The sequence below is a fragment of the Slackia heliotrinireducens DSM 20476 genome (assembly GCF_000023885.1).
In the GTDB taxonomy this organism is placed as follows: Bacteria; Actinomycetota; Coriobacteriia; order Coriobacteriales; family Eggerthellaceae; genus Slackia; species Slackia heliotrinireducens.
On record NC_013165.1, the window covers coordinates 678933 to 705259 of the forward strand.

At 61.6% G+C, this 26327-nt stretch carries 22 protein-coding genes and 1 riboswitch; of the genes, 12 read left to right on the forward strand and 10 right to left on the reverse strand.

The features are described 5' to 3' along the window. Positions 1-46 precede the first annotated feature (46 nt). On the forward strand, positions 47-727 hold the full coding sequence (locus SHEL_RS14215) for a PrsW family intramembrane metalloprotease (protein ID WP_012797747.1): 681 nt from the start codon (positions 47-49) through the stop codon (positions 725-727). A gap of 102 nt (positions 728-829) precedes the next feature. Here the strand turns inward: SHEL_RS14215 and SHEL_RS02845 are convergent, their stop codons facing one another. Beyond that, positions 830-2926, reverse strand: a complete 2097-nt coding sequence (locus SHEL_RS02845) for a HelD family protein (protein ID WP_012797748.1) — start codon at positions 2924-2926, stop codon at positions 830-832. Between the two features lie 568 nt (positions 2927-3494). Continuing rightward, a riboswitch (Lysine riboswitch) is annotated at positions 3495-3663 on the forward strand. Between the two features lie 63 nt (positions 3664-3726). Here SHEL_RS02845 and SHEL_RS02850 point away from each other — a divergent pair. After that, positions 3727-5304 (forward strand): Na+/H+ antiporter NhaC family protein, encoded by a 1578-nt coding sequence (locus SHEL_RS02850; protein ID WP_012797749.1) that lies wholly within the window; start codon positions 3727-3729, stop codon positions 5302-5304. Positions 5305-5394: 90 nt separating this feature from the next. Here the strand turns inward: SHEL_RS02850 and SHEL_RS02855 are convergent, their stop codons facing one another. From SHEL_RS02855 to SHEL_RS02865, 3 genes are all read right to left on the reverse strand, one after another. Then, positions 5395-6246: an IS3 family transposase gene (locus SHEL_RS02855; protein WP_012797750.1), complete on the reverse strand. Its 852-nt coding sequence runs from the start codon at positions 6244-6246 to the stop codon at positions 5395-5397. Further along, positions 6243-6758 carry a helix-turn-helix domain-containing protein gene (locus SHEL_RS02860; protein WP_012797751.1) on the reverse strand — a complete coding sequence of 172 codons (516 nt, stop codon included), beginning with the start codon at positions 6756-6758 and terminating at the stop codon, positions 6243-6245. Before SHEL_RS02860 ends, SHEL_RS02855 begins: the two co-directional genes overlap by 4 nt. A 214-nt stretch (positions 6759-6972) precedes the next feature. Beyond that, a complete protein-coding gene (locus SHEL_RS02865; protein WP_012797752.1) occupies positions 6973-7473 on the reverse strand; it encodes a nitroreductase family protein in 501 nt (166 codons plus the stop codon). Between the two features lie 84 nt (positions 7474-7557). Here SHEL_RS02865 and SHEL_RS02870 point away from each other — a divergent pair, with 84 nt between their 5' ends. The 7 genes from SHEL_RS02870 to SHEL_RS02900 all read left to right on the forward strand — a co-directional run bounded on the left by SHEL_RS02870 (position 7558) and on the right by SHEL_RS02900 (position 14937). Further along, entirely contained in the window at positions 7558-8976 is a 1419-nt protein-coding gene (locus tag SHEL_RS02870) for an MATE family efflux transporter (RefSeq protein WP_012797753.1), read from the forward strand. Between the two features lie 466 nt (positions 8977-9442). Then, positions 9443-10534, forward strand: a complete 1092-nt coding sequence (locus SHEL_RS02875; protein ID WP_012797754.1) for a putative NPN-dependent ornithine cyclodeaminase — start codon at positions 9443-9445, stop codon at positions 10532-10534. Positions 10535-10617: 83 nt separating this feature from the next. Continuing rightward, positions 10618-11103 carry a HEAT repeat domain-containing protein gene (locus tag SHEL_RS02880; RefSeq protein WP_012797755.1) on the forward strand — a complete coding sequence of 162 codons (486 nt, stop codon included), beginning with the start codon at positions 10618-10620 and terminating at the stop codon, positions 11101-11103. Between the two features lie 281 nt (positions 11104-11384). Then, complete coding sequence (locus tag SHEL_RS02885) at positions 11385-11726, forward strand: ArsR/SmtB family transcription factor (RefSeq protein WP_050749617.1); 342 nt, start codon at positions 11385-11387, stop codon at positions 11724-11726. A 30-nt stretch (positions 11727-11756) separates the two neighbouring features. Continuing rightward, positions 11757-11975 carry a heavy-metal-associated domain-containing protein gene (locus SHEL_RS02890; protein ID WP_012797757.1) on the forward strand — a complete coding sequence of 73 codons (219 nt, stop codon included), beginning with the start codon at positions 11757-11759 and terminating at the stop codon, positions 11973-11975. A 9-nt stretch (positions 11976-11984) separates the two neighbouring features. Next, positions 11985-13901 (forward strand): heavy metal translocating P-type ATPase, encoded by a 1917-nt coding sequence (locus SHEL_RS02895; RefSeq protein WP_012797758.1) that lies wholly within the window; start codon positions 11985-11987, stop codon positions 13899-13901. Between the two features lie 469 nt (positions 13902-14370). Beyond that, positions 14371-14937: a PadR family transcriptional regulator gene (locus tag SHEL_RS02900; RefSeq protein WP_012797759.1), complete on the forward strand. Its 567-nt coding sequence runs from the start codon at positions 14371-14373 to the stop codon at positions 14935-14937. 105 nt (positions 14938-15042) lie between these two features. Here the strand turns inward: SHEL_RS02900 and SHEL_RS02905 are convergent, their stop codons facing one another. Continuing rightward, a complete protein-coding gene (locus tag SHEL_RS02905) occupies positions 15043-15690 on the reverse strand; it encodes a Crp/Fnr family transcriptional regulator (protein ID WP_012797760.1) in 648 nt (215 codons plus the stop codon). A gap of 101 nt (positions 15691-15791) precedes the next feature. On the opposite strand from SHEL_RS02905, the gene SHEL_RS02910 reads away from it, so the two are divergent. Then, a complete protein-coding gene (locus SHEL_RS02910) occupies positions 15792-16514 on the forward strand; it encodes an ATP-binding protein (protein WP_012797761.1) in 723 nt (240 codons plus the stop codon). 92 nt (positions 16515-16606) lie between these two features. On the opposite strand, the gene arcC is transcribed toward SHEL_RS02910, so the two are convergent. Next, the gene (gene arcC / locus SHEL_RS02915; RefSeq protein ID WP_012797762.1) at positions 16607-17569 is read right to left on the reverse strand and encodes a carbamate kinase; all 963 of its coding nucleotides are present in this window, start codon (positions 17567-17569) and stop codon (positions 16607-16609) included. Positions 17570-17815: 246 nt separating this feature from the next. Between arcC and SHEL_RS02920 the strand changes: the two genes are divergently transcribed. Next, positions 17816-18247, forward strand: a complete 432-nt coding sequence (locus tag SHEL_RS02920) for a bifunctional (p)ppGpp synthetase/guanosine-3',5'-bis(diphosphate) 3'-pyrophosphohydrolase (RefSeq protein WP_012797763.1) — start codon at positions 17816-17818, stop codon at positions 18245-18247. Positions 18248-18260: 13 nt separating this feature from the next. Here SHEL_RS02920 and SHEL_RS02925 read toward each other — a convergent pair whose 3' ends face one another. Beyond that, complete coding sequence (locus SHEL_RS02925; RefSeq protein ID WP_041422474.1) at positions 18261-18503, reverse strand: zinc ribbon domain-containing protein; 243 nt, start codon at positions 18501-18503, stop codon at positions 18261-18263. A gap of 151 nt (positions 18504-18654) precedes the next feature. Next, on the reverse strand, positions 18655-19590 hold the full coding sequence (locus SHEL_RS02930; protein WP_012797764.1) for a LysR family transcriptional regulator: 936 nt from the start codon (positions 19588-19590) through the stop codon (positions 18655-18657). Between the two features lie 277 nt (positions 19591-19867). Here SHEL_RS02930 and SHEL_RS02935 point away from each other — a divergent pair, with 277 nt between their 5' ends. After that, positions 19868-21109, forward strand: coding sequence for an amidohydrolase (locus SHEL_RS02935; protein WP_012797765.1), 1242 nt, complete (start codon positions 19868-19870; stop codon positions 21107-21109). A gap of 94 nt (positions 21110-21203) precedes the next feature. Here the strand turns inward: SHEL_RS02935 and SHEL_RS02940 are convergent, their stop codons facing one another. Continuing rightward, positions 21204-23357 carry a YhgE/Pip domain-containing protein gene (locus SHEL_RS02940; RefSeq protein ID WP_012797766.1) on the reverse strand — a complete coding sequence of 718 codons (2154 nt, stop codon included), beginning with the start codon at positions 23355-23357 and terminating at the stop codon, positions 21204-21206. Beyond that, positions 23350-26253 carry a YhgE/Pip domain-containing protein gene (locus tag SHEL_RS02945; protein WP_012797767.1) on the reverse strand — a complete coding sequence of 968 codons (2904 nt, stop codon included), beginning with the start codon at positions 26251-26253 and terminating at the stop codon, positions 23350-23352. The genes SHEL_RS02940 and SHEL_RS02945 overlap by 8 nt, the downstream gene beginning before the upstream one ends. Between the last annotated feature and the right edge of the window lie 74 nt (positions 26254-26327).

Here is a 26327-nt window from a genome sequence, read left to right on the forward strand (position 1 = left end):
TACCATGAACATGGTCGATTTCCAAGCGTTACAGGAGGTCTTGCACATGGTCTTGCTCTTCGGCGTCATCCCCCCGCTGCTGCTGTTGGCATACGTCTGGCGTATCGATAGGGTGGAGAGCGAACCTGTGGGCCTCGTGTTCAAGGTCCTGCTGTTCGGCGGCCTGTCCACCATAGTTGCCGTGCTGTTCGAAACCGTCGGCGACATCGTCCTGGGGCTCTTCGGCATCCCCGAGAACACCTATCTGTACGCGTTTCTGGATTGCTTTATTGTGGTGGCCATTTCCGAAGAGCTCGTCAAGCGCTGGGCCATGATGAAGGCCGTCTGGCGCCGACCGGAGTTCAACTACTTCTTCGACGCGATTCTGTACAGCGTGGCGGCCGCCTTGGGCTTCGCGCTGATCGAGAACGTCGAGTACATCGCGCTGTTCGGTGGCGAAGTTGCCTTGGGCCGTCTGATTCCCGTCCACACCATCTGCGGCGTGTTCATGGGTTACTTCCTGGGCATGGCGAAAATGTGCGAGATCCACGGCAACCTGTCCGGCCGTCAGACCTACATGGTCATGAGCATGCTCATCCCCGTGCTGATCCACGGGTTCTGGGACTTCGCGCTCACCACCGGCTCGGACCTCCTGACCGTTCTGGCCCTGCTCATGGTGCTGTGCCTGACCATCTACGCGTTCGTGATGGTGCACAAGCGCGCCAAGGCCGACCATCCTCTGTGGTAGGCGCCCGCTCGTTTGCGACTTAGCGTTGCAATGCGAAAGCCCCGGCTGCACGGCTTCTTTCGGAAGCGCGGCGGCCGGGGGCTTTTTGTATGCGGCGGGGTGTTATTTCAAAAGCGGGGTCATGGGACCCAGGCTCATGACGGTGACCTGCTTGGTCGCACGCGAGATGGCCGTGTACAGGCGCCGGCGCGACAGCTGGTTTTCCGGATAGATGGCCGCCGATGCGTCGGCCACCACCACGCGATCGAACTCCAGTCCCTTTGCCAGCGGCAGGTCCAGCAGAATGACGCCATGTTCGGGAAGTTGCGCCTCGTGCCGCATGACCTGGGGGCATTCGTCGCCGAGCAGCTGTTCCAGGCGCTTCTCCTGGCGATGCCCCGACACGATGATCGCAGTCAGGCCCTCGCTGGGCGCGTTTGCCACGATGCCCTTGAGCTCCGCGACGTATTCGGCCTCCTCGGCGCATTCGACCAGGCGGGGCGGGGTGCCTTCGCGCTGCACCGAGCGCACCTGCACCTGTTCTTGCGAATCCATCAGACTGCAGAACAGCTCCGTGATCTCGGGCGTCGAGCGGTAGCTGGTCATGAGCCGACACTCGTCTACCTGCCCACGGGTCAGCCGGAACACTTCGCGCACCTCGTCGAAGGAGGCCGTGCCGGGCCTGATGGCCTGGTTCTCGTCGCCCAGCAACAGGAAGTGCGCGTTTTTGAAGTAGCGCGCCAGCACCATGAGCTGGGCCGCCGTATAGTCCTGCACCTCGTCCACCATGACGAAACGGGCGTGGCGGTTCGACAGTCCCGTGACGGCCATCTTCAGGTGCAGCCACTCGATGGGGGAAAGGTCCTGCGTGCCCAAAAGCCGCATGCCGATGCGGTTTAGGCGCAGCCATTCGGCGTTCTCGATGGCGTCGAAGGCCGGCGCGTATTTGACCTGCAGATACGTTTGCGCGTACTCGCGGAAGTCGTCTTCGTCCTGCGGATGGATCTGCATGCCGAAGATCTGCGACTGCTCCTCCACACTCAGGTTGAGCATCTCGCCGTGTACGGCTTCGCTGGTGCACAGGCTTGCCAGGCGGTTCTCCAGCCGCTCGTTCAGGTCTTCGCACACCAGCGCGAACAGGCGCGGACCTGCGGGAATGCGCTTGTGCTTGTTGATGGCGCTGCGGATCTGGTTGGCCGAGATGACACTCTGGTCGCCCAGGCGGATGTCCCGGAAGTCTTCCTGGTCCAGCTTCAGGTTGACCACCGCGGCGTCGATCGCCTTAAGCGACTCGGCGGTGGCGTGCGCATCCTGGCCGCTGGCCTGCACGCCCAGGAAATCCATGAGCTGGGCGTAGGTGCGGGTCTGCGGGTTGCGTTCGCCCATATCGGGCAGCACGTTGTCGATATACTTCTGGAACACCGGGTTGGGGGTGATCAGAAACACGTCGTCGGGGTTCAGGTTCTCCCGCTCCTGGTAGAACAGATAGGCGATGCGCTGCAGCAGCACCGAGGTCTTGCCGCTGCCGGCGATGCCGCCCACCAGCAGCGCGGGCACGTCGTCATGCCGGATGACCTGGTTCTGCTCCTTCTGGATGGTAGTGGTGATGGCCTGCATCTTGTCGGAGCGTTGTTTGGACAAGGCCGACATCAGCAGCGGGTCCTCGATGGCCACAGTGGTGTCGAAGTACGCGTTCAATTTGTCGCGATTGATGTCGAACTGGCGGCGGCACAGCAGGTCAACCTGGATGGTGCGCCCGTTGGCCTTGTACGACGTGCGACCGTTCTCCTGGTTGTAATAGACCTCGGCCACGGGGCTGCGCCAGTCCACGATAAAGTGGCGTCGCTCGTCGTTTGTCATGCCGGCCACACCCAGATAGATGTCCTTGACCGGCTCGCCCGGCCTGAACTGCAGGCTGACCTTCGCGAAGTAGGGTTGCTCGAGCAACTGCACGGCGCGACGCAGGCGCTCGGCGTTGATGGTGGACGAGAAGTTATAGCTGTCGATGATGCGGTTCATGGACTCGTAGTCGGCCAGCGTTTCCATGGTCATGTCGTCGCTGGCGAAGTCGAGGGCCAGCTCATCGCGCATGTCGCCGATGGTTTTGGCGGCGTCACGGCTGTTGGCCTCCATTTTGGCGAGCATCTCGTCGCGTATGCCGACCAGCTGCCCGTAGGTTTCGGTCAGATGCTGCTGCTCTTCTTCGAAAATAGGATCCATGTCGCTCCTTGGCTTCTTAAAAATTCGGGGTAAACATTGTAACGGTTTCCAGGCCCGCATGCGAGCACGGCGGCCAAGCCGTCCCATTCGTTACGTTCGCTGAGTCCGTCGACGCTCGGACCCGCGCCCGTCCGACCCCGGGACGCAGCGATTCTTGCGCTCCTGCCAAACCTGAATCCCCGATGAGGTAGGAAACGCGCGTTTTCTATATGCCCGGTGCCCGTTCGGCGGTTTTTGAAGGGTTTAAGGTCCTCTTTTCGGGGTCGCGAGGTCTCAAAACGGGGGTTCAAGCGCTTGAAACGGCGCGACGATATAGAAAACTCGCCTATCCTACCTCAAGGGGTCAGAAAAACTGGTGGGACGCCCGTTCCAGCAAGCATCCGTCCTCGTTGGTTATACATAAATGTACAAACGTATAACAAATACCGAAAACGGCGCAGCGTCTCACGATTCGCCAGGCCTGTGTGACAACGAACCCGCCGCCGACGATGCCGACGGGCACAACCGGTCCGAGTCGCTGGTATCCATGGTCAAACTGGGCTATAATCGCGAACACTGTAATGTAAACAGGCATGATAGAGGCGCGGTTTTCATCAGTAGCCCTTTAGGGGTGCGCGGAAACGCACAGGGCGAAAGGGACAGCCGCCGAAGGGCCTGCCGGGGTTTCCGTCCCGCAGGTGCCTGGGGTGCAGGAGAACATCCTGCGCACTGCCGCTTGACGGAGAGCTATCATGACCGGCGTGGATTCCATCCTCACAGGTCATGGTAATCATGACCTGGGCAGACCTAAAGGAGAGGTAATGGAATTCGCAGGAACCTTCTGGGCGCTCGTACCGCCGCTGGTGGCCATCGTCTTGGCCCTCATCACTAAGGAGACCTTCAGCTCGCTGTTCGTCGGCATCCTTGTCGGCGCGCTGCTGCTGGCCAACTTCAACATCATCGACACGGTCAACTACATCATCTTGGGCACGATCGGCGAGGGTGACGATGCCATGGGCGTCGGCTTCATCAACGCCATCAGCGACCCGTGGAACGCCGGCATCTTCATCTTCCTGGTGATGCTCGGCATCATCGTGGCCCTCATCAACGTGGCTGGCGGCTCCGCCGCATTCGGCGCCTGGGCGGCCAAGCACATCAAGACCCGCGTGGGCGCTTCGCTGGCCACCTTCCTGCTGGGCGTGCTCATCTTCGTTGACGACTATTTCAACTGCCTGACCGTGGGCGCCGTCATGCGTCCCGTTACCGACGTGCAAAAGATCAGCCGTGCGAAGCTGTCCTACATCATCGACGCGACCGCAGCCCCTATCTGCATGATCGCCCCGATTTCGTCCTGGGCCGCCGCCGTTTCGGCCACCGCTGCCGACCTGGACACCGGCATCACGGGCATCCAGCTGTTCGTGCAGGCCATCCCCTATAACTTCTACTCGCTGCTGACCATCGTGTTCGTAGTGGGCATCTGCATCCTGGGCTTCGATTACGGCCCGATGGCCAAGGCCGAGTTCGAGGCCTATAAGAACGGCCAGCTGGGCAGCCTGGGCAACGAGGAGGTCGTCGACAACAAGCGCGCCTCCCTGTGGGACATGCTGGTGCCGGTCATCCTGCTTATCGTCTTCTGCATCTTGGGCATGCTCTACATCGGCGGCTTCTGGGATCCCGAGGCCGAAGGCTACATGAGCCTGACCTTGGCTTTCGGCAACACCGACGCCTCCGTCGGCTTGCCTTGGGGCTCGCTGATCGCCGTCATCCTGTCCTTCATCTACCTGGTGGCCCGCCGCGTCGTGTCCTTCAAGGACGCCACCGGCTGCTTCGTCGACGGTTTCAAGGCCATGGTTCCCGCCATGCTGATCCTGACCTTCGCCCTGACGCTGAAGCTCACCACCTCCGCCCTGGGCGCCGACGTCTACGTCGCCGGCCTGATGGAGGGCGCCGCCGACAGCCTGTTCAAGATGCTGCCTGCCATCATCTTCCTGGTCGCCGTGGGCCTGGCCTTCTCCACCGGCACCAGCTGGGGCACCTTCGGCATCCTGATCCCCATCGTGCTGCCCATCTTCAGCAACGACCCGACCTTGCTCACCATCGGCATCTCCGCCTGCCTGGCCGGCGCCGTCTGCGGCGACCACATCTCGCCGATCTCCGACACGACCATCATGGCTTCCGCCGGTGCGAACGTGAACCACGTCGACCACGTGTCCACGCAGCTGCCCTACGCGCTTACCGTCGCGGGCGTTTCCTTCGTCTGCTTCATCATCGCCGGCTTCGTGCAGAACCCGTTCATCTGCCTGGCGCTGGGCGTCGTCCTGGTCATCGCCACGCTGTTCGTGCTGCGCGCCACCGTGGGCAAGAAGTCCCTGGAGGATCGCGCCGCCCACGCCGCATAGCGACGTTTGCCGCGTAGCATTTGCGCACTAAGAAGCCCCGATCCGGCAACTGAACTGCACCCCAGTTCTTGGACGGGCCAATAAAGCGGCCTAAGCCGCACACAGGGACTGATTCCGGAACTCCTCCGGGGTCAGTCCCTTCAGTTTAACCTGACGCCTCCTCGTGTTCCAGTGGACGATGTATGCATCTAAGTCGCGCTTGAACTCCTCGAAGCTCGGCCACGTCTGGTTCCGGAAGAATTCGTCTTTCAGGTGGCCGAACACCTGCTCCGTCGCGCCGTTGTCGATGCAGTTGCCCTTCCTGGACATGCTCTGCACGACGCCCGCCTCTTTCAGCCTGTTGCACCATCCGGCCTGCTGGTACTGCCAGCCCATATCGGAATGCAGGATCGGGGCAGAGCCCTCCGGTTTCTTGGAAAGCATCTGGTCGAGCAGCTCGATTTGCTGGGCCATGTTGGGGTGCAGCGATGTCGACCAGGCGACGATCTCCTTGCTCCCGAAGTCGTAGACCGGCGCGAAGTAGGCCTTGCCCCAAGGCTGTTTGAACTCGGTGACGTCGGTGCCCATCTTCTCCCACGGAGCGTCGGCGGCAAAGTCCCGACCGATGACGTTCTCGAACGTCTCGCCGACCACGCCCTTGTACGAGTTGTACTTGTGGTAGTCGGTCTCGCGGCGGATGCCGCAGCCGATGCCCATCTCGTGCATCATCTTGAGCACGGTCTTGTCGGCGATGACCGCATCCTGCTCGGCGCGCAGGCACATGGCGATCTGCCTGTGGCCGCATCCGTTCGCGGTCCTCGAGAATATCTCGCCGACCGCCTCCCACAGCTCCGGCCTGGTCGGAGCCTTCGGGTGCGATATCGCGTAGTAGTAGCTCGACCTGGCGAGCCCTGCGCACTCGAGCAGGTCGGAGAGGGGGTATTGCCCTGAAAGCTCGCTCACGGCCGCGGCCTTCTCGCGGTTCGAGAGCGCTTCTCCGCCTTCAGGGCTATCGATTTTTTTAGGTAGGCGTTCTCCGCCTCGAGCTTCTGTATCCGGCGTTCCAGCTCCTGCTCGCGCGTCAGCTTCCTGGGCGGCGAGCCGGACCCCCTGGGCCTTCCCTTCGGCTTGGGCCTGAGCGCCTCGGGGCCGCCTTCCCGGTATGCTCTCATCCAGTTCTTCAGCGGAGTCATCGAGGCGATCCCGAACTTTGCCATAGCTTCCGCCTTCGACACGCCATCGTCGACGACAGCTCGTGCCGCAGCTACTTTGGTCTCAAACGAATACTTGGTGTACTTGTGCCCCATAACCATCAGCCCTTCGATGCCAACGGATCTGTAGGTGTCAATCCATTGTCTCACGGCTTCGTAGGGAACTTCGATTAAATCTGCGATGGTTCGGACTCCGTATCCCTCGTCGTAGAGCTCCGCGGCTCTCGACCTTGTGACAGCATCATAGATTGTCCTTCGGGTCATATAAGAAGCCTCCCTTTTCTCATGTCCAAGAAAAGGGAGGCAGTTAACAACCCGGGTCGGGGCTTTTCTTCATGTGGGGAAGGTGCTGCGGGCGGGCGGCCGCCGTTCCGATGCGGGCGCGTCCTCTCGGCGTTCGGGAAGGCGCTGCGGATGCAACCGCGGCCACGACCAGGACGCTTTCTCTCGGCGTTCGGGAAGGTGCCGCGGACGCGCGTTACAGCCAGTGGACGCGGGATTCGTCGTAACGCTCGGCGCCGTGGGCGGCCACTTCGCCTTCGGGCCACCCGCAGGCGATTTGCGCGAAGGGACGCAGCCCCTGGGGATTGCCCAGCGCCTCAAGCGTGGCCGCCATGCGGTCCTCGAAAGGTTCGACAGCCATCCAAACGCAGCCCAGCCCCAGGTCGGCGGCTTCAAGCAGCAGGTTTTCCACCGAGGCTGCCATGTCGTGGGTGTCGCATTCGGGAAAGCGCGTGCCCTCTGTCCGGCAGCAGGCCACGAACACCACGGGCGCCCGTCCCGAGGGCTTGGCGTAGGGCGAGGCGTCGGCCAGCTTCTGGCGTATGTCGGCGTCGCGCACCACGAAGTATTCCCAGGGCTGCTGATTTCCGGCCGAGGGTGCTGCCATGGCGGCGCGTAGCAGGCGTTCCACCAGCTCGTCGGGCACGTCCTTGTCGGCGTAGGTGCGTACGCTGGCGCGTTTGTAGATAGCTTCCATTCCTGCTCCTTCCGATGCGATTGACGCTACAATTGTAGCCCATCGGGTGCAGTTGGCGCGGGGCGCCGCCAGGAAAGAGGGTCCGTGGCCGCAGGGACGTTCGACATATCGGAGTTGCGCGAAGGCGCCATGCCGTCGCGACGCGAGATGATGCGCCTGGTGGCAAGCCTGAGCATGCCGGCGATCATGGCCGAACTGAGCGTCATCATCATGCAGTACATCGACGCTGCCATGGTGGGCAGCCTGGGCGCGCAGGCCTCCGCATCCATCGGCCTGGTGGAAACCACGCTGTGGCTCACCGAGGGGCTGTGCTTTTGCGCAGCCACGGGATTCACCGTGCAGGTGGCGCAGCTTGTGGGCGCGGGCCGCGACGACCGTGCCCGCAACGTGACGCGCCAGGCCATTCTGGTGCTGACCGCGTTCAGCCTGGTAATGCTGGGCATAAGCGCCGCCATATCGGGCAGCCTTCCCGCTTGGCTCGGCGGTCGGCCCGAGCTTCTGGACGATGCGTCGCGGTATTTCCTCATTTTCTCCTGCGCGCTGCCTGCCATGCAGATGATTCGCCTGGGAACAGGTGTTCTGCAATGCAGCGGCGACATGCGCACGCCGAGTGCCCTCAACATCCTGGGCTGCGTGCTGGATGTGGTGTTCAACTGGTTCCTCATCTTCCCGACGCGGGACGTGGACCTGTTCGGCGTGGCGTTTGCCATGCCGGGCGCGGGGCTGGGCGTGACAGGCGCAGCTGTGGGTACGGCGGCCTCGCAGGTTGTGGTCATGGTGCTGATGATCTACTTCGCGCTGATCAGGAATCCTAAAATCAACCTGCGCATACCCGGCAGCTGGCGGTTGGAACGCCGCACGGTGGCGACGGCGGGTAGGCTGTTTGCGCCCATGGCCCTGGAGCGCATCGTCGAGAACAGCGCCTACATCGCCACGACGGTTATCGTGGCACCGCTCGGGACCACCGCCATGGCCGCGCACACGCTGGCGATCACCGCCGAGAGCCTGTGCTACATGCCGGGTTACGGCATCGGCGCGGCGGCCACCATGCTGGTGGGGCAGGCGCACGGTGCGGGGCGACGTGACTTGACCCGCGGGTTCGCGAATTTCGCGGTGCTGTTGGGCATGCTGCTCATGGCGGCGGCGGGCGTGGTGCTGTTTGTGGCGGCGCCGTACATCATGGCATGGCTTACCCCTGACCAGCAAGTTCGCGAGCTGGGCACGCTGGTGCTGCGCATCGAGTCCTTCGCCGAGGCGTTCTACGGCGCGCAGATCGTGGTCAGCGGATCGCTGCGCGGCACGGGCGACATCCTGGGGCCCACCGTCATCAACCTGGCGTGCATGTGGGGGTTGCGCATTGCCGCGTCGGTTCCGTTGGCGCTGGTCATGGGGCTGCCAGGCGTGTGGATTGCCATGGCTGCGGAGCTTGTGGTGTGCGGCGGCATCCTGCTTGTCCGGCTGCGTCGCGGCAAATGGCTCGACCGCAAGGTACTGGCCGGATAGCCGATTGCGACCGCGGGCATCCACCCGGTGCGCCGCGGCGGACGAAACCGCAGGCGCATGTGGCACTGCAAAATGAAGGCAAATCGAGCCCTTCTGGCCGTGAAGCGGGCTTTCTATCTGTATGCGCGTTGGTTTTCGAGGGGTGATTCTGTGCTCGATTTGCCCAAAACACCTTGTGTTTGTATGCGGGTTTGAATCCGGGCCTCTCGGACAAGTGCTCGGGGGCCGAACTCCAACGGCGGCGTGCCCAATGTCGGCAGGCTGCTCCGAGACCTGGGATGCGTGCGTGGCCATCGGTTTACCGACGGAAGCGCAAGGCCGGCCCCGCGGAGTGGGATGCGCCAGAAAACGTGGACGGCTTGTCAGAATCGCTGGAATCGGTTTCTGCTGCGCGGCTGCATGATACAATCGTTGCCCACCTTCCGGGGATACATGTGTAACAGGTACTTGATGGAAGATACTCACTATGGCTTTTGCTTTGAATACGTATATGGCGCCCGATTTCGAATGCACGACTTTCGAAAACGCTCCCGATGTCGTGATGAAACGCGTGGCGGCGGACGGCGTGGCTCCCGAGAACTACCATGCCATGAGCATCTTTCCCGAGTATTTCAAGATCGACGGCCAATGGCACCTGGCCGAGGAAAGCCGCATGGACTGCGTCCCCGTGTGGGAAGACGGCCGCGTGCACGTGCGCGAATTCCGGCACCTGCGCGTCGGCGACCTGGTCATTTGCGGTCGGCAGGAAACCGGTGAGGAAGGCATCTACGTGCATCCCGACGGATTCCGAACCGCCGAGGCCATGGCCGAGCGCTTCGCGTTCCGCCAGAACCGCTCTCGCGAAACCGCTTACTCCAAGGTCTACGACGACCTGTACGAGCTCCTCAAATACGAGCGCGACAACGGTTACATCGTGTGGGTCATGGGGCCGGCGTTCGCCTTCAACGGGTACTCCCGCGAGGCCTTCGCCCGCGTGGTGGAAGGCGGCTACGCCCATGCCGTGCTGGCAGGCAACGCTCTGGCCACCCACGATTTGGAGGCCGCGTACCTGGGAACTGCCCTGGGCCAGGATGTGAACACCCAGATGAACATGGCGGGCGGCCACTACAACCACCTCGACACCATCAATAAGATGCGCGAATCGGGCTCTATCGGGGCGTTCATCCACAAGCAGGGCATCGACAACGGCATCATGCACGCGCTGGAAACCCGCCACGTGCCCTATGTGCTGGCTGGATCCATCCGCGACGACGGCCCGCTGCCCGGGGTGTACGGCGACGCGTACGCAGCTCAGGACGCCATGCGCGAACACGTGAGCAAGGCCACCACGGTCATCTGCATGGCCTCGATGCTGCACTCCGTCGCCACCGGCAACATGACGCCGTCGTTCCGCGTGCTGCCCGACGGCACGGTGCGCCAGGTGTATTTCTACTGCGTCGACATCGCCGAATTCGTGGTGAACAAGCTGGTCGATCGCGGGTCGCTGGCATCCAAGGGCATCGTCACCAACGCCCAGGACTTCATCGGTCTGGTGGCCAAAGGGCTCGACCTGCTGTAACGTTGCGCAATGCGGAGGCTGCGCCGCAGGTAGGATTCCAGAAAACCGGCGAAGGGCCTGGCTGATGGGAGAGGAGTCCGATCATGGCGCCCGATAGAAAACCCGATATTGCAAGCGCCGACCCGCAGGAGCGGGAGCTTGCTGCGCGCGACGATTCGCTTTCGGCCGACGCGTTGCGGAAAGCGTCCTTCGATGCGGATGCGGACGTGCGATGCACGGTGGCGAACAATCCCAACACGCCGATCGACGCGCTGGAGCGGCTTGCCCGTGACGAGGACCCGGATGTGAGGGAAGATGCCGCGCTGCGCTCGGAGCTATCGGCTCGAACGCTGACCGAGCTTGCCGCCGACAATCACTACAGCGTGCGCTGCGCCGTGGCCCAGAACCCGAACACGCCGCCCGAAGCGCTGCGTCTTTTGTGCGACGACGAGGACCCATACGTCCGCCTGTATGTCGCATCCCATGAGAACACCCCGATTGACGTGCTGAAACGCTTGGCGTTGTCGTTTGATGCCCACGTTAGGCGCACGGCCGAAGCCACCCTGGACACCGTTTTGCGCGCGGAGTGACGGCACCGACGGGTCGAGGGCGACCGCGCCGTAGGCAATGGCGTCGCGCCTGGGCACGTTTCGGCTGGGCGACTGTGCTGCAGCTGGACGTAATCGCCCGCGCGACCTGCCCGAGATGTCGCGAAGCCCCGCCTTCCACGGGGCGCCCATCCGATATGTTTCTGACGCACGTTTCGTATTGACTTATGCCGGAAGACTCCTATAATATCTAAACAAATGAACAAATGCTCAGATGTTTAGAAGGAGGCATCGTGGATACGGAGAACGCAACACCTTCCGAGATGCCGCAGCCCGAGGCGCCGCAGCCCGAAGCCTGCCCGGCGGGCCTTCCTTTCGTTCCCGATGAGGAAATGCTCTACGACCTGGCCGACCTGTTCAAGGTGTTCGCCGACACGACGCGCATCAAAATCCTGTACGCCCTGATGGAAAGCGATCTGTGCGTCGCCGACATCGCCGAGGCGGTGGGCGGGGTGTCGCAAAGCGCCGTCAGTCACCAGCTGCGCATCCTCAAGCAGGCGCACCTGGTCCGCTTCCGCCGCGAAGGTAAGCAGGTCATCTACGCCCTGTCCGACAACCACGTGTACACCATGTTGTCCCAGGGTCTTTCCCATATTTGCGAATAAGTTCTCAGAACATATTAGAAAGGAACCATCATGAAGAAGATCATCAAGCTGGACGGCGAAATCTGCGCCAACTGCGCCGCGAAGATCCAGGATCGCATTAACAAGCTGGACGGCGTGAACGACGCCAAGGTGAATTTCATGACGCTGAAGTTCACGCTTGATGCCGCTGACGACAAGTTCGACGACGTGCTGGCCGAATCCATCAAGATCTTCGAAGCCGTCGAGCCGGACTGCGAAGTGCTGGCGTAACGCACGGCCATGGCTTCGAGTCTGACAAAGAAGCAGCGTAAGACCCGCAACCGCATCGCGGTGGCGCTGGGCATTTTCCTTCTGCTGGAAATAGCCTCTCACCTGGGCGCCTTCGACGGGCCCTACGGGTTGTGGATCGAATTCGCGTGCTTCTTGGTACCGTATTTGATCGCAGGTTACGACGTGTTGGCGAAGGCGTGGCACGGCATAGTGCATCGCCAGCCATTCGACGAGAACCTGCTTATGAGCATCGCAACCATCGGCGCCTTCGCTCTGGTGTTCTTCCCCGAGGCGGAGCCGCACATGGCCGAAGGTGCCGCGGTCATGCTGTTCTACCAGGTGGGCGAGCTGTTCGAAAGCTACGCGGTGGGCAAGACCCGCAAATCCATCGCGGCCATGATGGACATCGCACCCGATTACGCCAACATCGCCGGGCCCGACGGCACGTTGGAGCAGGTTGATCCCTACGACATCAAACCGGGTGACGAGATTGTCATCAAGCCGGGCGAACGCGTGCCGCTTGACGGCGTGGTGGTGTCCGGCAAGTCGCAGCTCGACACGTCGGCGCTCACCGGCGAGTCGGTGCCCTGCGTGGTTGAAGAGGGTGTCGAGGTGGTCAGCGGCTGCATCAACATGACCGGCCTGATCACCGTGCGCGTGAGCAGGCCTTTCGGCGAATCCACCGTATCGCGCATCCTGGAGCTGGTGGAAAACGCCAGCGAGAAGAAGGCCCGCACCGAGAACTTCATCACCCGGTTCGCCCGCTACTACACGCCCATCGTGGTGGGCTTGGCGGTGCTGATCGCCGTGGTGTCGCCGCTGGCCTTCGGCTCCAACTGGAGCGATTCGGTCCGCAGCGCGCTCATCTTCCTGGTGGTCAGCTGCCCGTGCGCGCTGGTCATCAGCGTTCCGCTGTCGTTCTTCGGCGGCATCGGCGCGGCGTCGCGGGCGGGCATCCTGGTCAAGGGTTCCAGCTATCTGGAAACGCTGGCCAGCACCGAGGCCATCGCCTTCGACAAGACGGGCACGCTCACGAATGGCACCTTCAACGTGGTGGCCGTGCATGCCGAAGAGAACGTGGACCCCGACCTGCTGCTGAGCTACGCCGCCCATGCGGAGGCGTACTCGGACCACCCCATCGCCGTGTCCGTCAAGGCGAAGTACTCAGGCACCATTGATGCCGAACAGATTGCCGAGGTGCAGGAGTTGTCGGGACAGGGCGTTTCTGCCCAGGTCAAGCAGCATACCGTGCTGGTGGGAAACGACAAGCTCATGGCGGCGCAGGGCATTCCGTTCCACAGCTGCCGGCTGGTGGGAACCATTCTGCACGTGGCGGTGGACGGCGAATACGTGGGCCACATCGTGATTGCCGACGTGCTGAAGGACGACGCTGCGCAGGCCATCCGCGGGTTGCATGAGGCGGGTGTCAAGAAGGCTGTCATGCTTACCGGCGATTGCGAGGAGGTTGCGCAGGCGGTTGCGAAGGACCTGGGAATCGACGAGGTGTACGCGCAGCTCATGCCGCAGGACAAGGTGTCCAAGGTGGAGGAGCTGCTGGAAGCCACCAGCGAGCGCGGCAAGCTGGCCTTCGTCGGCGACGGCATCAACGACGCGCCGGTGCTCATGCGCTCCGACATCGGCATCGCCATGGGCGGCATGGGGTCGGACGCGGCCATCGAGGCGGCGGACGTCGTGCTTATGGACGACAAGCCGTCGAGCATCGCGCTGGCCATCCGCATCGCGCGCAAGACCATGCGCATCGTGTGGCAGAACATCATTTTCGCCATCGGCGTGAAGGTGGTCATCATGATTCTTGCACTGCCGTTCATCGGTATCGCCACCATGTGGCTGGCGGTGTTCGGCGACGTGGGCGTGGCGTGCCTCGCTATCCTGAACGCCATGCGCGCGCTGCGCATCGCGAAATAGCGTCGTCGCGAAAGCGTGCTTCGGCCGGGATCCTGTTTGGGTCCCGGCTTTTTTCGTTATAGGGAGGATTTCGCGTGCGCCTTCCTACGGTGGGGGAGGCACTGGAGTGATGTCTTCGCCTTGCCCCCACGGGCATTGTGCCCTATAGCTCACATTCTGGCTGGGTTTACAAATGCAATGTGCCCCATACGTCACATTATTGCTCCAAATTGCAAAACCAATCGTATTAGACTGAAATATATAGCTCCAAACTAATAAACGTTCGCGTATATAATGAATATTAATGAACCGTTTTTTTTTTTTTTTTCAAAATGGGGGACAATTTCGGTACACCTGTTAACACTTGAAATATAAGCGTCAACGAACGACAAAAACAACAAAAATCACTTCTGATTTGGGGAAATATAGAATTGAAAACAAATTAGATATTTGGCAATATATAGCGGCAGGTTCTATAGGAGTGTGTGAGATGAAAACCGAGAGTGCCATATTGGCTATCATCAAGATGTATCCGGACATTACAGGCTATCAAATTAAAACAAACATAGATGCAATGGGTGGAAACGTCGTCAAGATCCATTTGTCGAAAATCTATCCCTGCTTGAAGAAGATGACTGAGCAGGGTCTTCTTTCGTGCCGCAGCGTTCCGCAGGAGGGCAGGCTCGACCAGAAGTTCTACACCCTGACGCCCGCAGGCGAAAAGGCGCTTGACGAGTATTACGAGAAGCCCTTCGAGTTCAAGGGCTCGCGCGCGTCCTTCGACGAGTATCTGCTCCAGCTGGCGAACATGGCTTACATGCCCAACGAGCGTATCGTCAGCTACATTGACGAGGGCATCTCCTATATGGAGAACAGCTTGGCCGCCGACGAGGCGCGGCTGGACGACGAACCCGCCGAAGAGGCGCTTACCGGCATGGACGAGCAGTCATGCCGCGCCTATGCGGACTTGTGGAAACGCGAGAACGAGCTGGTGGCGCGAGAGGCCCGCGGCCGAATCGAATGGCTGAAGGAGCTGCGCGAAGCCTATTCCGCTTAATGAGCAACCAGGCCGCAGCGGCCTACAAAAATATGAACCTACTAGAACGCGCCGAACAGCACTGCTTTCGGCGTGTTTCTATTTCAGGCGGCGCAGGCGGCTGCGCTAGAGGATGGCGAAATGGTTGCGGCTGTAATCGATCAGGCCGTCTTTCTTCATTTTCCCGAGCTCCTTGGACAGCGCCGTCCGTTCCACGTTCAGGTAATCCGCCATCTGCTGGCGGTCGAAGGGGATGTCGAATCGGCGGGAGTTCTTCTTGCGGGACATGGTGTCCAGGTACGCCATAATGCGGCCTCGGATGGTTTTCGGGGAGGTATGGAATGCCCGGCCGGACAGCACGAGGTTCTTGCGGGATGAGATGAGCAGCAGGTTCTGGACGAGTTTTGCCTGCCAGCCGCCGGTCTGTTCCAGCAGGCTGCCGCCCAGACGCAGGAACAGGATGCGGCAGTCCTCGTTGGCGCGGACGTTCACGAGCAGCGGCTCGTTGCCGAGGATGGCGTACACCTCGGCGAAAAAGTCGCCGGATTCGGCAAGGTTCAGGATGGTGCGGTTGCCCCACAGGTCTTCGTTTTCGATGGTGACGCTGCCAGCCAGGATGATGCCCATCTCGCGGGTGGTGTTCCCGGCGCGCAGGACGGTTTCCCCCTTGGCGAAGGTGCGCTCATGGGCGCCCAGATTGTGCAGCGCGGTTTCGAATTCTTCGTCTGACATGCCCTTGAACAGGGAAGATGAACGAATTGCGGAGGTATCCATAATACTCGGCCTTTCTTCTGTTATGTGGTTGTAACCACATACAACCTGCCTGAACCAGACTATAGTGCCAACACGACGAAAAAACGGGGAAAGTAGGCAGGATGATCCGAAAAATCATTCGTATAGATGAAGAGAAATGCAACGGGTGCGGCCTGTGCGCGGAGGCGTGTCACGAAGGCGCCATCGACATGGTGGACGGCAAGGCCAAGCTCGTGCGTGAGAGTTTCTGCGACGGATTCGGCGATTGCCTGCCGAACTGTCCGACCGGGGCCATCTCCTTCGAGGAGCGTGAGGCCCCCGCATATGACGAGGCCGCCGTAAAGGCGAGCCAGATGACGAAGGAGAAGACGACAATGGAAGCGCATGCCCACAATCACCAGGGTGGATGCCCCGGCTCGCAGATGATGCAGTTCGATTCCGAAGGGAGGCTTACCGGCGAGGTGCCTGCCGCGCGTCCGGTCTCGAGGCTTCGGCAATGGCCCTGCCAGCTGAAGCTACTGCCGACACAGGCGCCGTTTTTCGACGGTGCGAAGCTGCTGATCGCCGCCGACTGCACAGCGTTCGCGTACGCCAACATCCACGAGGAGTTCATGAAGGGCAAGGTCACCGTAATCGGCTGCCCGAAGCTGGACATGGTGGACTACACCGAGAAGCTTACGTCGATCATCGCCGACAACGACATCAAAGCCGTCACCATCCTGCGCATGGACGTGCCTTGTTGCGGCGGACTGCAGCGTGCTGCCGAAAACGCCCTGCGTGCCAGCGGGAAGTTCATCCCCTGGCAGGTGGTTGTCGTGAACCGCGACGGCACTCTGGCTGAATAATCCGACAGACAGCCGCTGTTGCAAGAAACGGGCGGGCCCGAAGCGGGGTCCGCCCGTTGTGCATTTGGGGTTGATTCCCCTCTGAAGTGCGGCTATGCGTGAATGCGCGTGCCGCTCAGGCCGGCCATGGCCGCACCTGCCTTCTCAAGGCTGCCGATAATGCACACGCGGCCGGCGCGGGACTTGGCGAACTTGATACCTGCTTTCACCTTGGGTTCCATGGATCCCTTGCCGAACTGGCCTTCGGCCACGTACTTTTCGGCCAGTTCAACGGGCAGATCGGTCAGGTCTTCCTGCTCGGGTGTGCCGAAGTTGATGGCCACATGGTCCACGGCGGTCAGCAGAATGAGCACGTCGGCTTTGCAGTCTTCGGCCAGAAGCTCGCCGCCCAGATCTTTGTCGATAACGGCCGCCACGCCCTTGTAGCAGCCCTTGTCGGAATAGTCGCGAACTACGGGCACGCCGCCGCCGCCTGTGCAGATGACGATGAACTCGTTGTCCAGCAGGTTCAGGATGGAAGGCGCCTCGACGATCTTCTTGGGCTCGGGGGACGCCACCACGCGACGCCAGCCGCGGCCGGAATCCTCGACGAATTGCATTTCGGGATGCTTGGCCATTTCCTCTTCGGCCTGCTCTTTGGTGAGGAATGCGCCGATGGGTTTGGTGGGGTTCTGGAAGGCCGGGTCGTCCGGGTCCACCTCGGTCTGGGTGACCACCGATGCCACATGCCAGCGCTTGTAGGCTTTGTGCATGGCCACGCCGATGGCCTGCTGCAGGTGGTAGCCGATGTATCCTTGGGACATGGCGCCGCATTCGGGCAGGTCAACCGTGGGGATTTTCTCATCGGTCTGATGCGCGTAGGTGAAGGCCTTCTGGATCATGCCCACCTGCGGGCCGTTGCCGTGAGTGATGATGATCTCGTTGCCCTGCATGATCAGGTTCAGAAGCTCCGGTGCGGCTTCGCGCACGCGGCGGATCTGCTCCTCCGGGGTGTCGCCCAGGGCGTTTCCGCCCAGTGCCACGACGACACGTGTCTCGTTGCTGGTTGTGGTCATGGGATGCTCCTCTCTCTTTAAAACCGCCCGACGCATGTGTCGCAAGCGGCCTGTACTGCTAAACAGCATCGTACCTTCGCCAATCCGAAAAGTACAGAACGCCGATGCATAAACGTTGGGCGGCGTGAGGGCTTTGCTGTTTTGGGCGGTTTCGTCTCAGGATTGGGTCGGACGGGCTTGCTGCCGGGTTTGCGCGGGGTTTCGGATGCCTCTACAATCGAACGCACCAGTTGAAAGGAGACGTTCATGCTGTACACGCCTTTGACGGAACATGCGATGCGGATCGCGTACGATGCGCACCACGGCCAGGTGGACCGGGCCGGGCTGCCCTACGTGTTTCATCCGTATCATCTGGCGGAGCAGATGGACGACGAGGATTCCATTTGCGTCGCCTTGCTGCATGATGTGGTTGAAGATACGGATACAACCCTTGACGACCTTCGTGACATGGGATTTCCTGCCCAGGTCGTCGATGCGCTTGCGCTGCTGACCCATGATCCTGCGGTGCCCTACATGGATTACGTGGCAACCATCAAGACCAATCCGCTGGCGGCCAAGGTGAAGCTGGCGGATTTGACGCACAACAGCGATCTGACCAGGCTTCCGGGCGAACCTGGGCCTAAGGATCTGGCTCGTCGCGAGAAGTATCTGGCCGCCATGGAGCTGCTCAGGTCGTAGGAGTGGCTCCAACCTAGCGGCGTCGCCACGAAGATTTGCGCTTGGCCTCGGCTTTTGCGGCTTGGCGCGCTGCGAAGGAGTTCCGACTGAAGGCCGACGGCAGGGTTGGCTCCGCCGCAGGGTTCGGCGCGGGTGTGGCGGGAGCGGGGGCAACGGCTGCGGGAGCTGCAGGCGCGTCATCGGCCATGGCCGACCCGCACTGCGAGCAGAATCGTGCCACGTCAGGCAGCTGTTTTCCGCAATGCCAGCAGTACATGCCTTCTCCTCCCGAGTTTTCGTTGACGCATACATTATCACGCATGAGCCAGTCGAAGCGTTGCGCAACTCCAATCCAGGTGTTTCGGACGAAACCCTCAATATCGCAACCGGTCGGCGCATGCCGCGGGGCAACCGTACGGCGTTCGCGCCTACGCCGTCGCGGCGACGAGCCCTTCTTTCTTGACGAACTTCAGGAACTCCTGCTCGGTGGGGGTGAACTCATAGTTTTCGGGCTTGATCAGGTATTGGCAGATCCTACGCTTCACGCCGGTGATGGGCACCTGCGCCAGGTCGTCGTTGTGCACGTTGAAAAACGGCGTCCCCACGGATATGCCCACATGGCGCCCGTAAGTCACCACTTCAAGCGCGCCGCCTCGGTCGGATACGTACAGCACCTCGCGAGGGCTTGCCATGCCCATCGTTTCCAGCCAGCTGCCATCCTTCAGATAGTCGAAGGCCACAAGCGGCGTGGTGGAAAGTGCTTCTAGGGATATGCTCTCGAGCTTGGCCAGCGGGTGGTGCTTCGACATGATGGCCAGAACCGGCACGTTGCTTGCCACGGTCTCGAACTCCAGCGGGCGGCGCTGGGTGGAATTGCGCAGCTCAGGCAGGCGGTTTTTGAACTCGTAGATGAAACCCAGTCGATAGGCCCCATCCATCACGCCGGACACCGTGCGTGCGGGGCTGGCCTCTTGGAACACGTCGTGGGATTCGTTAGCGGGGTGCAAGCTGCGGAACCGCAGGTAGTGGTTGAGAATCACGACGGAAGGGACGCACGCGATGGACAGCGAATGCTCGTCGCCCTCGAAGATGCGGGGCACGTTGCGGATGTTTTCAAGCTCGCTGACGATGATGCGGGCCGAATCCATGAAGAGTTTGCCCTGCTCGGTCACGCGGACGCCGGTGTTCGAACGGTCGAAGATCTTATAGCCCAGCCGCGCCTCCAGGTTTTTCACCTGGGCGCTCAGGTTGGGTTGCGACACAGACAGGTTGGAGGCGGCATGGCTGATGGATCCGCACCGCTCGATCTCAATTGCCGCGCGGAACAGGTCGGTGTTCAGGCTTATGCCTTCCTCAAGCTTCATCGGGTCCTCCTGATGCAAAACCGCAGAACAGTGCGAAGTATAGTCCGCCCGTGAGGCCTATACAAGATTGCATATGGCAAAACGGTTGGGTATTTCCAGCAAATGCGCTCTTGGGAGGTGTGGATTGTTGTAAAGCAGCAGGAAAAGGGTTTTCCGCTCATCTGGGTGTCAGCATAACCTGTGGCATATGGGGTATACTTGCCCGATATCGTTGATCTGAAAGATTCTGTTACCTATGCGAAGGACGTGTTCGACCGCGTCTGCAGGGGTGTATTGTATGCCGCGCATGAAAACCAAGCACAAGGAGTGGGATATGGACGTTACGGGACGCATCAAGGAGCTTGCGCAGGAGTTCGAGCCGTACATCATCGAGAAGCGCAGGTATTTCCATCGGAATCCCGAACTTGCCAACCAGGAATACAACACGCAGAATGTGATCTGCCAAGAGCTCGACGACATGGGCATTCCCTACGAGCGTGTGGCCGGCACCGGTGTTCTGGCCACCATCCGCGGCACGGCGGAAGGCGCCTACGACGCCGAAGGCAACCCTGCGCACCGCATTGGCCTGCGGGCCGACATGGACGCATTGCCGGTGCTGGAGCGTACGGGTGCGCCGTATGCTTCGCAGACGGAAGGCGTCATGCATGCCTGCGGCCACGACACCCATGTGGCCATGCTCCTGGGCACGGCCCGCATCCTGTGCGAGCTGCGCGACCAGTTGAAAGGCGAGGTCCGTCTGATGTTCCAGCCCGCCGAAGAGGTGGCGCAGGGCGCTCGCAAGATGATTGCCGCCGGCGCCTTGGAGGGTTTGGACGCCCTGTACGGCACCCACATTTGGAGCGAAGTGGACGCAGGCACCATCTCCTGCGCGCCCGGGCAGCGCATGGCATACACCGACTGGTTCCGCATCGACATCTCCGGCGCATCGGCCCACGGGTCCATGCCGCACAAGGGCGTGGACGCCATCGTGGTGGCCGCCGAGCTGGTGGTTGCGCTGCAGGTCCTGGTCAGCCGCGACGTTTCGCCGTTCGAGCCCATGGTTGTGACCGTCGGTGAAATCCACGGCGGCACGGCCCGCAACATCATGGCCGGTACGGCCTACCTCACCGGCACCACCCGTACGTGGACGGCGAAGTCCCGCGCCGAAATGCCTGGTCGCATCGAGAAACTGGTGGGGCGCATCGCTTCGGGCCTAGGGGCGGAGGCCACGCTTTCCTGGCAGGAGGGGCATGCCGGCCTGAACAACAATCCCGAATGCGCCGAGCGCGCCCGCCGCGGCGTGGTGAAGCTCTTCGGCGAAGAGGCCGTTTCGGACTACGAGGGCACACTGGCGGGGGAGGACTTCTCCGAGTACCTCAAGCTGATGGACGGCGTGTTCGTGTTCCTGGGCGGCAGGAACCCCGAGATTGGCGCCACGTATCCTCAGCACAGCTGCTACTACACGATAGATGAAAGCGTGCTCAAGAACGGCTCGGCGCTGGCGGCCCAGTACGCTATCGACTATCTGTCGGAGGCGTAAATCTCGGGTCGCAACCCGTGAAGGCACGGGTTGCGAGCTGCAACAACATACGAAAATGAACGAGGCGGGATTCGCGTCCCGCCTCGTCTCGCATCTACATGAGCTTGGTTTCTTCTATCTTGCTCACAAAGAACTCGTTGAACCTGATCATGGGGTTGCGCAGCACCATGCCCAGGATGAAGAAGGGGATGGTGAGCGCGGCCAGCCACAGAAGCTCCGAGCTCAGCTGCGTCCCGAAAAAGCCGGCGATGCCGCAGTTCAGGGCCTTGATTGTGTGCGAGAACGGCAGGAACGGGTACAGCGCCTGATAGAAAGGCAGCGTGGTTTCGATAGGGAAGGTGCCGCCGGAGCCGGGCACCTGCATGACCAGCAGGATGACCGAGATGGCTTTGCCGGCGTTGCCGAAGGAGGCCGCCAAGGTGTAGATGACCGTGGAGAACACGGCCGCGATGAAGCATCCTGTGAGCACGAAGACCAGCGGATGCACGCATTGGATGTCCAGCATGGCCAGGCTGCCGGCGCACACGATGACCGCCTGGACCAGTGCCACGGCCAGAAAGACGCCGAATCGTCCCAGGTAGAGCTGCCAGGGACGCACGCGTTCGAGCTTCTCGGAGCGGGAGCGGGACACGTGCGGTTTCACGATGGTGGTCATGAGCAGCGTGCCCACCCACAGCGCGATGGAGATGTAGAACGACGCCATGGCCGAGCCGTAGTTCTCCATAGGGTAGAAGACGTGGCGGTCCACCTGGACGGGCGATACCAGCAGGTTTGCGAAGGCGCTGGGGTCGCTGCCTATGAACTCCTTCAGGGCCTCGGTGTCGTTCGAGGTCAGGACCTCGTCAAGTTTCTGCTTCACATCCCGCAGCGAGTCCGCGGCCTCATCAAGCGAACCGCTGGCCGCTTCGATGAGCCCTGCCACGGTGCCGAGGTCCTTGCTGAAGGAACCGGCTGTGTCGGTCAGGCTGTCCACGGTTGTTTCCAGGTCGCCGGAAACGCCCGAAAGCTGGCCGTCCAACGTGGTCAGGGTGGATTCCAGCTGCGACACCTGCGTGGCAAGGCCGCTGTCGGACGTCAGGTCAAGCGCCTCGATTTCCGACCGCGCCGTGGCGATATCGGACTTGACCTCGGCCCGTTTGGCGCTCAGGTCGGAATCGGTGGAGGTTATGCCGCTCGAAGCCTTGTCGAGCTTGGCGATCACCGAGTCCAGCGTCGAGATGGTGCGGTCCATACGGTCGAGAAGGGCCTGGTCGGCGCCCAGCGAAGCCAGCGTGTCGCGCATCTGCCGGTAGCTGTCGGCCAGGGTGGCGATTTCGCCCGACACGGCATCGATGTCGTCGGCCGCATCCGTTGCGCCCGTCGAAAGCGCGTCGAAGGCGGCGTCTACGCTGGCAGACACGCTGTCGTAGCTTGACAGGCTGTCCTGAAGTGCGTCGTCGGCCAGTTCCAACGATCCGTTCAGGAAGCCAGAGGCGTCGGAAAGCGCCTGGTCGGCGTCGTCAATGGCGGCCTTCGCGCTGTCCGCGGCGGCAGAATCGCCGGTTATGGATGACGTGGCATCCAACAGGTCCTGGGTGGAGGTTAAGAGCGACGTGAAGCTTGTCAGCTGGGCCGATGCGTCATCGAGGTCTGCGATGAGGTTGCCCATGCTGTCGCTGAGCCTGGCGCCGTAGCCGGTGGCCGATTCGCTGTCCATAAAATCGAGCACGGTGGAGGCCGACGACAGGCCCACTTCGCTTACGGTGGCGGCGAACGTCTCGCTGATCTGCGCCTGCACGGTCAGCGCGCCCTGCTCCGTGATGCGCGGCACGATGGCGTTTTCCTTCTCATTGGTGTAATAGACGATGTCCGCCCGCTCGATGTCGTCGGACAGGAAGGTCATCATGTCGGCGCTGAAACTCTCCGGAATGACGATGGCGGCGTAATATTCGCCGGATTTCACGCCCTCGACGGCATCCTCGGTGCTCACGAACACCCAGTCGAAGGATTCGTTGGCGCGCAGCGACGACTCCACGTCCTCGCCTACGTTGATCCTGGTGGGCATGAGGTCGCTTTGGTAGCCCACGTCGTCGTTGGCCACGGCCACTTTCAGGTTCTCGGTGTTGCTCAACGGATCCCAGAACCCGGCGATGCACAGCCACGCGTACAGCGCAGGCATGATGCACAGGCCGAAGGTGACGATGACGGCGATGGTATTGTTCTTGATCTGTCGAAGGTCCTCGAGGAATATGTTGAGAACATTATGCATGGCTGCCGTCCTTGTCCTCGTTGGTCACGGGCTCGGGCTCGGCCGCAGGTTCGGGCTCAGCCTCGGATGCGGCCGCATCCGCCAGTACGGCTTCGGTCGCGGCGTTCCGCACCGGCCCTGTGGCTTCGCTCTGGTCGGTTTGGATGCCGGCCATTCGGGTCAGCAGCTTCGACAGCTTCAACGCGTGCCCGGTGCGGGTCATGTTGGCATGCATCGCCAAGGAGGCAGCCAGCTCGTCTTGGCTCATGCCGTTGAGCTTCATCTGGTTGGAGATGTTCGTTTTCGCGTATTCGAGCATGATGAGCATGGCCACCGTGAAGATGACCAGCAGGATCCACAGGACCAGAGCCGCGATGCGCCCGTCGATGCCCAGGTCGACCACGGCCATGACCGTCAGCGGGATGAGCGGGAGCGAGATCATGAAGATCAGTCCCAGCCTGCGCATGATCGGGTAGTACGCGTCGAACTGCGCGGCTCGGACGGTCAGCTGCGAGCGGTATTCGTCGGCGTTCATGAGCGCGCGGATGATGGTGCGCATGCGGAAGCGCTCGATACCGATGGTGTGCTCCTCGTGAATCATGACGCCGGTGCTCTTCAGCTCGCGGTCGAACAGCAGGTTGATGTTCATGAGGTAGGGTCGCAGCGCGATGCCCACGATGAGGGTGGGGATGAAGAACAGCGCCAGGACGAGCAGGTTGTGGACGTAGTAATTCCCGTAGAAGCCGAACATGGCCTCGCGTATTGCGTTGATTCCGTAGGTGAAGGGCACCAGCGGGTGCAGCCGTTGGTAGAAGTCCGGCAGCATTTCGACGGGGTACATGCCCGAACCGCCGGGGATTTGCGCGATAAGCAGCATGACCGCGATGGCTTTGCCGATGTGCTTGAACGTGATGGTGAGCGAGTAGGAGATGCTCACATAGACGACGGACGCCACCATGGCAGCCAGATACATGGCCGGAACGTGGTTGCATTGCACGCCGATGAGCAGCTCGCCTGTGCACAGCACGACGGATTGGACGATGCCGATCAGCACGAAGAAGAGCCAGCGTCCCAGATACGCCTGGTAGGGCTTGACGTCGCCCAGGCCCGTGCGGTCAACCTCAACCTTCAGGATGGCGATCAGCACCAAGCCGCCGATCCACAGCGACAGGTTGGTGAAGAAGGGGTTCACACTGGAGCCGTAGGATTCGACGGGGTACACCTTCTCGGTGGTCAGGGTCACGGGCGACGCGATGAACGATGCAATCTCCTGCACGTCCATACCCAGAAGCCCGGCCAGGGTCTCCAGCGAGTTGGCGTTGTATAGGGACCGGATGTCGGTGGCGATGCCGTCCAGGCGGTCCTGGATGCGCTGGATGTCGTCCTGCCAGGTGGAAAGCGAGGTTTCGGTCTGGTCCAGGATGCCGTCCAGGGCGTCGAGGGAGGCCACGGCCTGGTCGATGGTGGTGTCGGCGCCCGCCGCGGCGGCGGTCATGTTGGAACCGGCGCTGGACAGCGAGTCCAGGCCGCTTGACAGCTGGGGCAGCAGGTCGGTGTTGAAGGTGGTCTGGGCGCCGCCCAACACCGCTATGGCGTTCTGCACGGCGGCGTCGATCTGCTCCACGGAGGCGTCGGTGGACGTGGCCACGGCGCCCAGGTTGTCGCTAGCGCGGGTCAGGCGGTCGACCACGTCCTGGTATTTCGCGTTTTCGGCCGTGAGCTGGTCGATGATCGCCTGGGCGTCGTCGATGGCGTCCTGGGCGATTTGCCCCGTTTCGTCGGTGATGCCCGACAGCGGGGATTCGGGATCGAGGACCGTGTCGTCGCCCGTGGCTTCCGCCAGGCGGGCAGAGGCCGCGTCCACGATGTCCTGCAGCTCGGCGATGGTTTCGGTGTTGCGGTCGATCACGTCCTGCATGGCTTCGATGGCGGCATCGACCTTCGCCTTGAGGGTCAGCACGTCGGCGCTTGCGGCCCCCACGGTGCTCGACGCCTGCGCCGAGGCCCCGCCGAGCTTCGAGGCGCCTTCGCCCAGGGCTGCAGAAGCTTCTGTGGCATAGGCCCCGCCTTGGGTGCGGATGTCTCCCAAAAGGTCGTCGGCCTGGTTCACGCCGGATACGATGGTGGGTAGCGATGCCTGCAGGTCGGTTAACGTGAGCCGCGCGTCTGCCGTGGCGGTGCGCGCCTTGCTGACGGATTCGCCCAACCCGTCAAGGGAAGCCTGCACCTCGTCGAGGGAGCCTTGGACCCCCGAAAGCTTTCGGGTCAGGGTCTGTTCGGCATCGGTAGCGGATGCGTCCAGGTCAAAGCCAGCGGACTGCAGCGTTTCCAGGATGGTTTGGGTGAGCAGCTCGACGAAGGACGCGTTGATCTGCTGCTGGATGGTGCGTGAGCCGGCGTCGGTGATCTTCGGCGCCACGGCGTTGCTCTTCTCGTTCACGTAGTATTGGATCTTCGGCATGTCGTCGCTGTTCTGAAGGATGACCTGGATCAACTGGTTGGTGAAGTCTTCGGGAATGACGATGGCCGCGTAGTAGTCGCCGGCCTTCACGCCTTGGATGGCTTCGTCTTCGTTCACGAATATCCACTTGAGCTGGTTGTTTTCGCGAAGCTGGTCCTCGAGCTGCTCGCCGATGTTGACGTAGTTCTCCTCGCGGGCCTCAGACGATGCGCCGAGCCCTTCGGACGCGTCGACCGGCAGCTCGTCGGCCAGATTCGCCAGATCGTAGCCTTCGTCGGCGGACGCCACCGCAACCGGGATGTTGCCGGTGTTGCCGTAGGGGTCCCAAAAAGCGACGTCGCAGTACCAGGTGTACAGCGACGGCAGGATGCACATGGCAAGTACGACCACTGTTGCAAGAGGGTTGCGGATAAGGCGGCCAAGATCTCGCCCGAGTATTTCAAGTACTTTTCCCATATGCCGATACCTTAAACCATCGGCCGCATGGGCTTGCGAGCGGATTCTTTCGGATTACAAAACGTCAAAAACAC